This window comes from Streptomyces sp. N35 (assembly GCF_016464295.1).
In the GTDB taxonomy this organism is placed as follows: domain Bacteria; phylum Actinomycetota; class Actinomycetes; order Streptomycetales; family Streptomycetaceae; genus Streptomyces.
In genome coordinates this window covers 52,758-65,605 of sequence record NZ_JAEIMH010000002.1, presented here as the reverse complement: position 1 = coordinate 65,605, position 12,848 = coordinate 52,758, and the positions used below count along the sequence as shown (strand labels likewise).

The 12,848-nt window shown below is 72.2% G+C and carries 10 protein-coding genes; 5 read left to right on the top strand and 5 right to left on the bottom strand.

Annotation, left to right across the window (positions count from 1 at the left end):
- Positions 1-22: 22 nt before the first annotated feature.
- Together pstB and JAO81_RS43600 are read left to right on the top strand one after the other, a co-directional pair.
- On the top strand, positions 23-871 hold the full coding sequence (pstB, locus tag JAO81_RS01200) for a phosphate ABC transporter ATP-binding protein PstB (protein ID WP_199545816.1): 849 nt from the start codon (positions 23-25) through the stop codon (positions 869-871).
- 60 nt (positions 872-931) lie between these two features.
- Positions 932-1,627, top strand: a complete 696-nt coding sequence (locus JAO81_RS43600) for a response regulator transcription factor (protein ID WP_199545815.1) — start codon at positions 932-934, stop codon at positions 1,625-1,627.
- A 35-nt stretch (positions 1,628-1,662) separates the two neighbouring features.
- Here JAO81_RS43600 and JAO81_RS01190 read toward each other — a convergent pair whose 3' ends face one another.
- Positions 1,663-2,895, bottom strand: coding sequence for a saccharopine dehydrogenase family protein (locus JAO81_RS01190; protein WP_199545814.1), 1,233 nt, complete (start codon positions 2,893-2,895; stop codon positions 1,663-1,665).
- Positions 2,896-3,217: 322 nt separating this feature from the next.
- On the opposite strand from JAO81_RS01190, the gene JAO81_RS01185 reads away from it, so the two are divergent.
- Both JAO81_RS01185 and JAO81_RS01180 read left to right on the top strand, forming a co-directional pair.
- Entirely contained in the window at positions 3,218-4,012 is a 795-nt protein-coding gene (locus tag JAO81_RS01185; RefSeq protein WP_199545813.1) for a TetR/AcrR family transcriptional regulator, read from the top strand.
- Entirely contained in the window at positions 4,009-4,620 is a 612-nt protein-coding gene (locus JAO81_RS01180; RefSeq protein WP_199545812.1) for a class I SAM-dependent methyltransferase, read from the top strand. The genes JAO81_RS01185 and JAO81_RS01180 overlap by 4 nt, the downstream gene beginning before the upstream one ends.
- 267 nt (positions 4,621-4,887) lie before the next feature.
- Here JAO81_RS01180 and JAO81_RS01175 read toward each other — a convergent pair whose 3' ends face one another.
- The 3 genes from JAO81_RS01175 to JAO81_RS01165 form a co-directional block, all read right to left on the bottom strand.
- The gene (locus tag JAO81_RS01175) at positions 4,888-5,748 is read right to left on the bottom strand and encodes an alpha/beta hydrolase (protein WP_199545811.1); all 861 of its coding nucleotides are present in this window, start codon (positions 5,746-5,748) and stop codon (positions 4,888-4,890) included.
- Positions 5,749-5,791: 43 nt separating this feature from the next.
- Positions 5,792-6,823, bottom strand: coding sequence for a PHB depolymerase family esterase (locus tag JAO81_RS01170; RefSeq protein WP_199545810.1), 1,032 nt, complete (start codon positions 6,821-6,823; stop codon positions 5,792-5,794).
- Between the two features lie 86 nt (positions 6,824-6,909).
- Positions 6,910-8,370, bottom strand: a complete 1,461-nt coding sequence (locus JAO81_RS01165) for a long-chain fatty acid--CoA ligase (protein WP_199545809.1) — start codon at positions 8,368-8,370, stop codon at positions 6,910-6,912.
- A gap of 220 nt (positions 8,371-8,590) precedes the next feature.
- On the opposite strand from JAO81_RS01165, the gene JAO81_RS01160 reads away from it, so the two are divergent.
- Positions 8,591-10,411 carry a GAF domain-containing protein gene (locus JAO81_RS01160; RefSeq protein ID WP_307813101.1) on the top strand — a complete coding sequence of 607 codons (1,821 nt, stop codon included), beginning with the start codon at positions 8,591-8,593 and terminating at the stop codon, positions 10,409-10,411.
- A gap of 115 nt (positions 10,412-10,526) precedes the next feature.
- Here JAO81_RS01160 and JAO81_RS01155 read toward each other — a convergent pair whose 3' ends face one another.
- Entirely contained in the window at positions 10,527-12,800 is a 2,274-nt protein-coding gene (locus tag JAO81_RS01155; RefSeq protein WP_307813100.1) for an autotransporter, read from the bottom strand.
- Positions 12,801-12,848 lie beyond the last annotated feature (48 nt).

Sequence of the window (12,848 nt, the reverse complement as noted above, 5' to 3'; positions counted from 1 at the left end):
CACGCCTTCTCTGGAGCCCGACATGACCACTCCGTCCGACCCTCCCGGCGGCACCCGCACCCCACAGGTCTCCTACCGCCAGGCACGCACGCTCGCCGGAGCGGTCTTCGAGGTGGGCGGCCTTTCGGTCTTCTACGGCGACCACGAGGCGGTGCGCGACGTCAACCTCTCCATCGGGCACCGTCAGATCACCGCCATGATCGGCCCGTCCGGCTGCGGCAAATCGACCGTCCTGCGCTGCTTCAACCGGATGAACGACCTCATCCCGCACGCCCGCGTGGCCGGCAAGATCCACTACCACAGCGAGGATCTGTACGGCCGCGAGGTCGACCCCATCGAGGTGCGCCGCCGTATCGGCATGGTCTTCCAGAAACCCAACCCGTTCCCGAAGTCCATCTACGACAACATCGCCTACGGCCCGCGCGTGGGCGGCTTCAAGGGAAACCTTGACGACCTGGTCGAGGAGACGCTGACACACGCGGCCCTCTGGGACGAGGTCAAGGACAAGCTGAAGACCTCGGCGCTCGCGCTCTCCGGCGGCCAGCAGCAGCGGCTCTGCATCGCCCGCACCATCGCGGTGCAGCCCGAGGTGATCCTGATGGACGAGCCCTGCTCCGCCCTCGACCCCATCGCCACGGCGAAGATCGAGGACCTGATGGAGAAGCTCGCCGAGGAGTTCACCATCATCGTCGTCACCCACAACATGCAGCAGGCGGCGCGGGTCTCGCACCGCACGGCCTTCTTCACCGCCGATGTCGACGACAAGGGCGAACGGCACGGCAGGCTCATCGAATACGACGAGACCTCCCGGATCTTCTCCAACCCCTCGGACAACCGCACGGAGGACTACATCTCCGGCCGGTTCGGCTGAGGGATCCGCTCAACTGCCGTTCCCAGCACGGTACGTGGCCCGTCCGAAGGAGGACCACGCGTGACCCCCGACGCGCCCCCCGGCGGCCCCCGGCCGCCCGATCTCCTCCCCCCCGCCCCGGCCCCCGGGCCCCCCGCCGCGGCGCCCGCCCGCTTCGAGGCGGCGGGTGTGGCGACGGTCGTCTGCCACGACGGCGCCGAGGCCCTGCTCCAGGCCGGCGCGCGCCGCCCACGCGCCCTGCTGCTCGGCGCACCCCTGCCCGTGGTGGACTGCGCGCGGGTCACGACGCTCGTCGCCCGGCTGCACCCGGTCCCGGTGGTGGTCGCCGCCGGTGCGGACGGCGCGGCGGAGGCCACCGACGCGCTGGCGGCGGGTGCGGTGGCCTACGTGGCCCGCCCGTACCGCACCGAGGAGATCATTCCGCTGCTGGCCTTCGGGCGTGCGCCCGCGCCCCTGGTGGTCGGTGACATCGAACTGGACCCGGTGGGGTTCCACGTCCACGTGCGCGGCAACCAACTCCGGCTGCCCGTACGCGAGTTCATGGTCCTGCGCTACCTGATGGAGCACGTGGGCCGGGTCGTCCCGCGCGCGGAACTGACCCGGGCCCTGTGGGGCACGGACACGCTCGACAGCAACACGCTCACGGTCCACGTCCGCCGCGTACGCAACAAGCTCCAGGAGGCGGGCGGGTCCTGCACGATCGATGCGATACGGGGGATGGGGTACCGGCTCGAGGTGGCGCGGGTCAGGCGGTGAGGCGGCTCGCCGTGCACCTCTCCCTGCGCCCGTGGTCAGGCCTCCTCGCGCAGCCCCCACGGGGAACCGTACGCGGTGAGCAGGTCGAGGAACGGCTGAGGCGACAGGGCCTCCGGGCCGAGGACCCCCGAGCCCTTCCAGACGCCGCCGGCGAGCAGTTCGAGGGCGATGACCGGGTTGACGGCGGTCTGCCAGACCACGGCCTGGGAGCCGTACTCCCGCATCGACCACTCGTTGTCGACGACGTGGTACAGGTACACCTCGCGTGCCGCCCCGCCCTTCGTGCCCTTGACCCAAGTGCCCGCGCACGTCTTGCCCTTCATACGGTCGCCCAGAGTCGCCGGGTCCGGCAGACAGGCGGCCACCACATCGCGCGGGGAGACCGCGACCGGACCGTCCGGGCCCGGCACGGTGACCTTCGCGGTGGAGTCGAGGCCGAGCTCGTGCAGGGTCTTGAGCTTGGCGATGAACTCGTCGCCGAGCCCGTACTTGAACGTCACGCGGCGCGCGTCGACCCAGCGCGGGATCAGCAGCACCTCCTCGTGCTCGACGTTCACGCACTCCACCGGGCCGATGCCCTCGGGAAACTCGAAGACCTCCGGCTCGCTGAAGGGCGCGGTGGTGTGCCAGCCGCGGTCCTTCTCGTAGACGACCGGCGGGTTCAGGCACTCCTCGATCGTGGTCCAGATGCTGAAGGAGGGGGCGAAGTCGTAGCCCTCGACGGTCAGGTTCGCGCCGTCGCGCACGCCGATCTCCTCGATCTCGTCGAAGAGTTGATCGGCCGCGTACCGGGCGAACACATCCGAAAGACCCGGCTCGACCCCCATGCCGACCAGCGCGAGGCGTCCTGCGGCCTCCCACGCGGCGGCCTTGGCGAACTGCTCGTCCCCGAGCTTCACCCCGCAGTCCTCGTACGGGGCGGTGGCGTGCGGAGCGGACAGGGACATGGCCATGTCCATGTAGTGCGTGCCCGCGGCGAGCGCGGCGTCGAACAACGGCATCACGAAGCGCGGGTCCGTCGCGTTCAGGAGCACGTCGCAGCGCTCGTCGGCGAGGACCTGTCGTACGGCTTCCTGGTCCGAGGCGTCCAACCGGCGTGCGCTGAACCTTCCCTCCTGCTCCTGCTCCTCGCCGAGCGCGGCGACGGCCGCTTCGGCGCGGGACAGGTCGTAGTCCGCCACCACCATGTGTGTCAGGAAGTCGCGCCGGGCCGCGATACGGGTGACGGCGGTGCCGACGCCGCCCGCGCCCACGAGGAGTACACGCATGACCTTGCCTCTCGACGAGAGCTCGCCCCGTGGCGGTCGCCCGGGGTGCTCCTCCGATGCAACGGCATGGGGTGTCTTAAGGTCTACGGTGTTGGCGTAAGGGTGGCGTTGGCGTAGGCGTAGGAGATCGCAGGAGGCCCGTGTAAGGCTCGGTGGGTGGGTCTTGTGTGGGTGAGTGGGTGAGTGGCTGAGCCACTGCGAGGCTGAGTGGCTGAGCCATTCCAAGGCTGAGGGGGTGGGCCTTGCGTGGCTGAGTGGCTGAGCCACGCAAGGCTGAGTGGCCGAGTGGCTGAGCCAGTGCGGTTCTGCGGGAGGAGTGCAGGTGGCGAAGAAGGTGGTTCCGGAGGCGGAACGGCGCAGGCGGCGCCCCACGCACCAGGGCCAGGTGCTCTCGGAGACGCTCATCGTCGAGACGGCGCTGCGGATGCTGCACGAGCACGGCAGCGCGGGCCTGACCGCCCGCCGCCTGGGCACCGCGCTCGGCGCCGATCCCAGCACCGTGTACCGCTACTTCGCCGGCCTCGACGGCCTGACCCGGGCGATCGGCGAGGAGCTGATGGGCCGGGCCCTGGACACCTGGGCGGCCACGGGGGACTGGCGCGCGGACCTGCGCGCCCTGGGCCTGGCGATCCATGCCTCCTACCTCGCCCATCCACAGGCGGCCGTCCTCACGGCGAGCCGGGTCACCGGCCGCCCCCGCGAGATCGAGGTCGACGAGACGATCCTCGGGATCCTGCGCGGCGCCGGCTTCACGGACACCGACGCGGTCGCGGTCTACCACGCGTTCATCGACCTGGCCCTCGCCTTCGCCGCGCTCGACGCGGGCGCGCTGGCCCTGAAGGACGAGGCCCGCGAGAGGGACGAGCAGATGTGGACCTCGACGTATGCGCGCCTGCCCGGCGCGACCCACCCGCACATCGCCGCCACCGCCCCCGTGTTGGCCGAGCGCATGCACCGCGGCGCCTACCCGCCCGTCCGGGAGACGCTGCTGGACGGCGCGGCGGCGCGACTCGCGGGGGCGCGCCGCCGCGGCCGTACCGGGCAGGGCCGCACGCACGGCTCCGGGCCTCGGCGGGCGGATGCCGAGGGCGCCGAACGCGTACGGTCGATCTCATGAATCGATGGCAGGAGCTGACCGGAGGCACGTCCGGGGACGAGTACGCAGCACGTTTCGCGGAGTTGGCCCGGAGCGGAAAGGACGTGCACGGCGAGGCGCGCTTCTGCTCCGCTCTGGTGCCCGTCGGGGCGCGGGTCCTCGACGCCGGGTGCGGAACGGGCCGCGTCGCGATCCGGCTGGCGGAACTCGGATACGACTGCGTCGGGATCGATCTCGACTCCTCGATGCTCGACGTGGCGCGGGCGCAGGCGCCGGAGCTGACGTGGGCGCGGACCGATCTCGCCGCGTTCGACCCGGCCCTGCTCGGCATCCCCGCGGACTTCGACCTCGTGGTCGCCGCGGGCAATGTCTTCCCGCTGCTCGCCGCCGGGACCGAGGCGGAAGTGACCGCGCGCCTGGCCGCGGCGCTGCGCCCGGGCGGGCTCCTGGTCGCGGGCTTCGGCCTGGACGCCGCCCATCTGCCGGTGCCGCCCGGTCTCACGACGGTGCAGTACGACGCTTACTGCGCCGCGGCCGGCCTCACCCGCATCGGCCGGTTCGCCACCTGGGACGGCGACCCCTACGAGGGCGGCGGATATGCCGTCAGCGTCCACCGGGCCGACCGCTGACACGGCTGCGCGGACGGTCGGCTGAGCCGCCGCTCGGCCACGGGCTGGTCGAGTGGCTGAGCCACTGAGCCGCCCAGCCGCGGGGGCTGGTTGAGTGGCTCAGCCACCGAGCCTCTCAGCCACGGACTGGTCGACTGGCTCAGCCACCGAGCCGCCCAGCCACCGAGCCGCTCAGCCACCGAGCCACTCACCCACCGAGCCACTCACCCACCGAGCCGCCCAGCCACGGGCTGGCCAACTGGCTCAGCCACCCAGCCACCCAGCCACTCACCCACCGAGCCGCCCAGCCACCACCCCCGCCGCCTCGCCCATCAGGATCGTGTAGTGGTTGCAGTCCGGCACCTCCTCCACCGTGAGGTGCTCCGCGAACTGCCGCACCAGCGGTTCCGGCAGCATCCCCGGTGCGGCGTCGAACAGCCCCCTCGGCGCGTACAGCAGATGCGCCGGCACCGTCAGCTCCACCACGTTCTTCGCGAACTCGGCGTTCTGCGTCAGCAGTTCACGCCCGTCCTGGCGCACCGCCTCCTCACGCGCCCGCGAGCGCAGCTCGCCCGCAGGACCCATGAGGTCGTAGCGCACATACGCCTCGATGTCCTCGCTCCAGTACGGTCCGAGCGCCGGATGCGCCTGGAAGAAGTCCACGTACGCAGCCTCGTCCGGGTAGGTCATCGCGAGCCGGGCGATCGCCGGGCCGAGCGTCGCGTCGAGCACCGCGTCCGGGTCGGCGCCCTCGGGGAAGGGCAGCGGCAGTCCGCCGTCGATCAGGAGCAGCCGCGAGAAGAGCCCGGGCCGGCGGACCGCCGCCCGCAGCGCCACGTACGCGCCCATGGACTGCCCGGTGAGTGCCACCTCGCCCCCGCCGCCCCAGCGTTCGGCCGCCGCGCATATATCGGCGGCGTGCTGCTCGATCCCGTACGGACCCGGCGTGCCGGTGCTGCCGCCGCGCCCCCGCAGATCCACCGCGAACAGCGACCAGTCGTCCGGCAGATGGCGGGCGCCCCCGCTGACCGACATCCCGGACGCGGTGATCCCGTGCGCGGCGACGGCGACCCGCGGCCCGTCGCCGAAGCGGAGCACCCGCAGGGTGCCGCCGTCGACGGGGAGGTCGAGCTCGACCGGCTTGTTCATGCGTAACTCCCATGCTGTGAAGGCTGGTTCGGCGGCGAGAGATTCAGCGCTTGAGCGCCCGCACCTGGTTCATGATCATGCGCATCTGGGGTGCGGACTTCTGTGCATAGTCGCTGCCGGTGTATCCCCACCAGTCCCAGCAGCCCTGTGGATTGCCGCGCGCGACGCTGACATCGGTCTGCGGGTAGAGGATCACCAGGTCGTTGGTGTCCGCGTACTCGTTGAGGTAGGACTCGCGGGCGAAGCGGTCGCCGACGAACTTGTTGTCGCTCAGGCAGCCGTGCAGCGCGACCACCAGCTTGCAGGGCTTTCCGGCGGCGCAGGAATCGGGCGTGTACAGGAAGCTCTTGCTCCCCAGGCTGTACAACTGCGCCCAGCCGCCCGGCGTGTAGCGGTCCTGGTCGTGCTCGCTCAGCGTGCCGGTCTGCGTGGCGGCCGGCGGGCGGACCGAGCCCAGCCAGTGGGTGAGCAGTTCGCCCTGCGGATCGTTGCCGCAGTCGATCAGGAACGGGTAGAAGGTCGTCCCGCACGGCAGCGCACCGTCCGGCCGCGGCCAGCCGTGCCCCGCGGGATCGGTGTCGTGGTACGCGATCCGCGCCCCCAACTGCCGGTGCACCTGGACCCCTTCGTCACTCATCCGCTCGCTGACCAGGGGGTCCTTCGTGCCGTGGTACGTGTAGACCGGCTTGCCCGCGAGGTGCGCCACCGGGTCGATCTTCCCCTGCTCCGACCAGCGCCGCGCGGTCGCCACGATCCCCGCCGGATCGGTGGACGCGAGCCCGGTGCACTCGGCGAGGCCGTGCAGGATGCTGCCCTGACCGCAGTAGTACGGTCCCGTCGCGAATACCGCCGCGCCCTTGAAGGCCGCCGAGTTGGCGATCTGCAGCTGCGAGGCCATGAAGCCGCCGGACGAGATGCCGGTGACGTAGGTGTCGGTGATGTCGAGGGCGGGCAGCGGCGGTTCGAACGCGGCCTCGGCGGGCGCGGGCGCGGCCGCCACGGCCACCAGGGCGAGGGCCGCGGTGAGGGCGCCGCGGGCGAGGACGGCGATTCTCCTCGGACGGGCAGGTCGCATCGCACGAGCAGGTCGCATCGCACGGGCAAGTCGCACCAGATGGGCAGGTCGCACCGAACGGACACGACTCACCGAACGCACACGACTCATCGGACGGTCTCCTTCAGGCCTCGGGGCGTCAGGACCGGCGGAGTGATCTCCCGCTTGAGGATCTTCCCGGTCGGCCCCTTGGGCAGCGCGTCGGCGATCGCCACGACGCGCGGGTACTTGTACGGGGCGACGCGCGCCTTGACGAACGCGAGCAGTTCGTCGGGCGCAGTCGCCGCGGCACGACCGGGCTTGAGGGCGACGACAGCGGTGACCTCCTCGCCCAACTCCGGGTGCGGCGTGCCGAGTACGGCCGCCTCGGCGACGGCCGGATGCTCGTAGAGCACCTCCTCGATCTCCCGCGGATAGACGTTGAACCCGCCGCGGATGATCAGCTCCTTCTTCCGCCCGACGATCCGGAAGAGGCCGTCCGCCTCGCGCACCCCGAGATCGCCGGTGCGCAGCCAGCCGTCGCGCAGCACCTCGGCGGTGTCCTCGGGCCGGTTCCAGTAGCCCTTCATCACGTTGTGGCCGCTGACCGCGACCTCGCCGGTGCGCCCGTCGGGCAGTTCACGCCCCGACTCGTCCTGGATACGGATCCGTACGCCGGCGATCGGCAGCCCGATCGTGCCCGGCCGCCGGGGGCCTTCGAGCCGGTTGAACGAGGCGACCGGAGAGGTCTCCGACAGCCCGTACCCCTCCAGAAGCGGGCAGCCGAAGGCCTCCTCGAAGGCGTGCAGGACCTCCACGGGAAGCGCCGCCCCACCGGAGGCCGCGAGCCGCAGCCGCCCCCGGTGCACGGGCCCGAGCGACGGATGCCCCAGGAGGGCGCCGAACATCGTCGGCACCCCGGCCCATACGGTCACCGCGTCCCGTACGAGCAGATCCAGCGCCTCACCCGCATCGAACCGCGGCAGCAGGGTGACGCTCGCGCCCGCCGCGACCGCGGTGTTCAGGACACAGGTCTGGCCGAAGGAGTGGAACAGCGGCAGACCGCCGAACAGCACGTCGTGCTCGGTGAGATGGAGCAGCGAGGCATTGGTGGCCTCGACGTTGCGCAGCAGGTTCGCGTGCGTCAGTTCGGCGCCCTTGGGCCGGCCCGTCGTGCCCGAGGTGTAGATCAGCACCGCGGTGTCGTCGGCGGCGCGTTCGGCCACGGTCTCCAGGGGCGGGTGCGCGGCGAGCTCCGCTCCCCAGTCGCGGGCGGCGTCAAGGGTGATCAACGCCCTCGAGTCCGCCACCAGATGCTCCCGCTCACGCTCCTTGAGCAGCGGATTCATCGGGACCACGACGCCGCCCGCACGCAGGATGCCGTAGTAGAGGACGGCGAACTCGGGCACGTTGGGCAGGCTCAGGCCGACGCGGTCGCCGGGCTCCAGACCGTACGAGAGGAGATACGAGGCGGCGCGGGCGGAGTCGCGGGCGAGCCGGGCATACGTGACCACCTTGCCGCCGAGCCGCAGGGCGGGACGGTCCGGGTGGCGGGCGGCGGTGTCGGTGAGGAGTCGGACGAGGTTCACGGGGGCTCCAGGAACGAGGGCGGAACGCCGAGAGCCGGCGGGGCAGAAGGCCGGGCGGTGAGGCACAAGGTGCCGCGCAAGCAACGGTCTCGGGACGCGGCGTCCGCCGCCATGGAGGATGACCACACCGCACCGGGGTCATGAGTGGAGATCCTCCACGTCGCGTGACGGTCGCCACACCACCGCATCGGAGCCCGGACGGTGCGGTATCACTGGCCGGGTGACCACCCCACCCGGTGACGGCGCGCTGCTGCGGCTCCTGTGCGAGGAGGCCGACGAGGACGCCTTGCGCGCGAGCGGCGCGGAGGATTCCCTGGTCGGAGACGCCCTGGAGCTACGCGCCCGGCTCGCCGCCCACCGCAGCCGCGAGGCCGCGCTCGCCGCCCTGTACGAGACCGCGGGCGACCTCGCCTCCCTGCGCGCTCTGCAGGACGTGCTCCAGGCCATCGTCCGCCGCGCCCGCACCCTGGCCGGCACGGACGTCGCGTATCTGCTCCTGTACGACCAGGAACAGGGCGACACCTATGTCCATGTCACCGAGGGGATCACCACGGAGGCCTTCAAGACCGGCCGGCTCGCGGTCGGTACGGGGCTCGGCGGCCTGGTCGCCGAGACTGCCCAGCCGTACCACACGGCCGACTACCCCAACGACGAACGCTTCGCGCACTCCGACTACGTGGACTCGGTCATCGGCGCGGAGGGCCTGGTCGCCATCCAGGGTGTGCCGCTGAAGTTCGGGGACCAGGTGTACGGCGTGCTGTTCGCCGCCAACCGCCGCGTGCGCCCCTTCGCACCCGCCGAGGTCGAGCTGCTGATCTCCCTCGCCAACCACGCGGCGCTCGCCATCGAGAACGCCACGCTCTTCGAGGAGGTACGCAAGGCGGCCACCGTCCACGAGCGGCTCACCGCGGTCGCCCTCGACGGCGGCGGACCCGCGGAGCTCGCCCGGGCGCTGGCCGAGGTGCTGCGGGGGAGTGTCTCCGTCCTGGACGCGGAGGGACGCTCCCTGGCGGAAGCGGGTGTCGATCCGCCTCAACCGGCGCAGTTCGTACGGGAGTTGGCCACCGCACGCGCGCGGCGTGCCTCCGCGACCCGGGGTACGGCGTGCGCCACCCCGGTCATCGCCGCCGACGAACACCTCGGCACGCTGTTGTTCGTACGGGGCGGTCTCGACGCCTCCGACGTGCACGCGCTCGAACGCGCCGCCCAGGCCGTCGCGTTGATGCTCCTGCACGAGCGCTCGGTCGCCGCGGCGGAACAGCGCCTGCGCGGCGAACTCCTCGACGAACTCCTCGGCGCCCCGCACCGCGACCCCGAGGGCCTCACCCGCCGCGCCGCCCTCGTCGGGCTCGACCTGCACCGGCCCCATGTCGTCCTGGTCGCAAGGGCCGAGGACACCGGGCGCAGGCGCCGGATCGCTGATCTGGCAGGGGCGTATGCCGTACGCAGGGGAGGGATCGCGGGGGAGGCCGGGGGCGACGCGGTGATGGTGCTGCCATTGGATCCGGCCCCCGACCCGGCCACTGGTGCCGCGGCCGGTACGGGTCCCGGCGAAGCCGCCCGCCACCTCGCCGGAGCGCTGGGCGCGGGGGCCTCGGGGGCGGTCACGGTCGGCGCCGAGAGTGCCGCTCCGGGCGCCGCCGGGGTGGCGGGCGCCCATCGGGACGCGGCCCGCTGCGTGGACGCCCTCGTGGCGCTCGACCGGGTGGGCGAGGGTGCCTGCCGTGACGACCTCGGGATCCACGGCCTGTTGATCGGCCGGGCCGACCGCGGCGAGCTCGACCGTTTCGTGCGCCGCACCATCGGCCCGCTGCTCGACCACGACGCGTCCCGCGGCAGCGACCTCACCGGTACGGCCCTCGCGTACTTCACCTGCGACGGCAGCCTCACGCGCACGGCCGCGGACCTGTACGTCCACGTCAACACCCTCTATCAGCGCATCGACCGCATCTCCGCCCTTCTGGGTCCGCAGTGGCGGCACGGGGACCAGGCGCTCCAGGTGCACCTCGCCCTGAAGACGCACCGGACGTCTGCGGGCTGAACGTGTGTGGAGTCGCCGGCTGAACTCCCCACGGTCCACCCGGAGTTGACGACTCAGCCCGCCCGATGCCGCCCCGCGGTGGACTCGCCCTGCCCGATGCCTCCTCACAGACGACTCAGCCCGCCCGATGCCGCCCCGCAGACGGCGCCCCGGCCGTGCCCCGGCGCCGACGGCGCAGGACGACGAGACCCACGACGAGACCCACGGCCGCGAGCGCCGCGCTCCCCGCCGCCCACAGCCACGGCCCGTTTCCGCCGGCGGAGGCGGCCCGGGCGCTGCTGCCCGCCGCGGCAGAGGGTGCGCCCTCGGGCTTTCCGCCGCCCGTGCCCCGTACGAGAGCGATGTCGTTGCCGTCGCCGCCCCGATAGGTGAGGCGATACTCCGGCGAGGTCGAGGTCGAGGTCGAGGTCGAGGTCGAGGTCGAGGTCGAGGTCGAGGTCGACGACGGCGACGACGGCGACGGCGACGCCGACCCTGGCGTGACGGGGACACGGGCCCCCTCCCGCAGACCCCTGAAAGTGCCCGACGCGCGCCGCTCGCCGGTGAGCTCGAGCACGATCGCCTCACGGGGTGCCTCGCCCTTCGGCGGCAGTACGGAGAGCCGCCCGCCGAGGGTGACCTTGCCGCTCACCGTTGCCGGCCTCGCACCGGCCCGTACGGTCAGCTCCCCGCTCTCCGCCTGCCGGAAGTCGCCCCGCAGGCTGAACTCACCTTTCAGAGCACCCGAGTTGTACAGCTCCCCGCCCCGAAGCGTCCCCGACAGCGCCCCCTCACCCGAGCCCCGCACGGTCAGCCGATCCGCCTCACCCCACACCACCTCGCTGCCGGCGACCGCGTCGAGCCGCCGCAGCACCTCGTCCCCGGCCCGGGTCAGATCGAGCCGCGCACCGTCGCCGGTGAGGCGCACGGCGCGGCTCGCGGAAAGGGTGCCGCGGCGCAGTTCGAGGGTGCCGCGCCGCACGGTGGTGACGCCGGTGTACGTGGGCCCGGTCAGCCGCAGCGGTGCCCTGCCCGCCTGCGTGAGCGCCCCGGAGCCGCTGATCCCGGACAAGTCGAGCGGCTTGTCCGTGTTCTGCGCGATCACGCTCCCGTCGACGGTCAGCCCGTACCGCGAACCGCCTTGATGGAGACCGCCGTCGCCGCCCGCCTTCCCGCTGCCCAGCCGCAGCACGGCACCCTTCTCGACGGTCGTCGTCCCGTCGTAGAACTGCCGCGCCGCGAAGGTGACGTCGTTGCCCTTGACGCCCTTGATGACGATGTCGCCCTGACCGGGGGCGGAGAGCGTGTCATGGAAGACACCGCCGCCGATCGGGGCGCCGAGCGTGACAGGGCCGTTGTACGCGAAGGTCAGACGTGAACGCTCGCGCGCGGCAAGCAGGTTGATGTACACGGTCTCGGCGGTGCCCGGCATGAAGATCTTGTCCGTGGTGCCGTCGCCCCACTGCACGTTCGCGCCCTTGATGTTGGTGCCGCGCTTGTTGATGTTCTTGTGCGCGGGACGCCAGTTGAGCGCCGGATCGCTGAGGGTGGGGTCGGTGTTGCTGCCGCCGTCGGCCCAGCTGTACCGGCCGGTGAGGACGACCTTGCTGCCCGGTCTCGACTGGACGTTGATGTCGCTGCCGTACTCGCGCTGGTAGAAGTCCATGCGCTGGGTCACGGTCTGCCCGAGCGGGGTGTCCACCGTCCACGTGCCCTGGTTGAGGACCTTGCGGACGCCGGGCAGCGAGAGCGCGAACTCGGGCCGCCCGGCCTGCGCCTGGGTGCCGTTGTCGATCGTGCCGGTGAAGCCGGGGTGGGTACCCGACAGATCCCAGGTGCCCCACAGGAAGCGGGGCTGGGTGATGAGCCCGGAGCCGCTGATCGTGCCGAGGTTGTAGGCGCTTTTCAGGGACAGGCGCAGGGTGCCGTCCACCCGTATGTTGTTCTGGTTCTGCCGGTAGGCAGGGGTGTTGTACGGGAAGTGGCCGATCTGGCCGGCTGTGCCGCCGTCGCCGTACTGGAGCGTCGCGCCCCGCTCGACCGTGACGGCCGGCGGGTCCGGGTGGTGCACCGTGACGTAGGGGTGGTTGCCGCCCCGCACCCGCACCTGCTGACGCTGGCGCGCCTCGGGGAGCGTGAAGTCGCTGTCGCGCGTCAGGACCATGGTCCCGGTGCCCGAGATACGCAGGGTGCCCTCGCCGGACAGCACACCGGGATACGTGTGAGTCCCGCCGGGCAGCCGTACCACCGCGTCACCCGTGAGCCGCACGTCCCGCCCGGCGAGCACATCGGCGGTGATGTCGCCCCTGCCGTCGGCGGCGCGGGCGCCGGGCGCACCGGCCAGGGTGAGCGTGAGGGTCGCGGCGGCGAGCAGACAGGCCGGGCGGGACAGGGGGCGGGCGTGCTGCACGGTGGGGGTCTCGTCTCTTTCTCGTACGTGGCCGTGGGGGCCGGCGCA

What these genes read in the sequence shown, in the direction of transcription:
- pstB (WP_199545816.1), top strand. Translation starts at nt 23, where the DNA reads ATGACCACTCCGTCCGACCCTCCCGGCGGCACCCGCACCCCACAGGTC.
- JAO81_RS01190 (WP_199545814.1), bottom strand. Translation starts at nt 2,895, where the DNA reads ATGCGTGTACTCCTCGTGGGCGCGGGCGGCGTCGGCACCGCCGTCACC.
- JAO81_RS01180 (WP_199545812.1), top strand. Translation starts at nt 4,009, where the DNA reads ATGAATCGATGGCAGGAGCTGACCGGAGGCACGTCCGGGGACGAGTAC.
- JAO81_RS01175 (WP_199545811.1), bottom strand. Translation starts at nt 5,748, where the DNA reads ATGAACAAGCCGGTCGAGCTCGACCTCCCCGTCGACGGCGGCACCCTG.
- JAO81_RS01170 (WP_199545810.1), bottom strand. Translation starts at nt 6,823, where the DNA reads ATGCGACCTGCCCGTCCGAGGAGAATCGCCGTCCTCGCCCGCGGCGCC.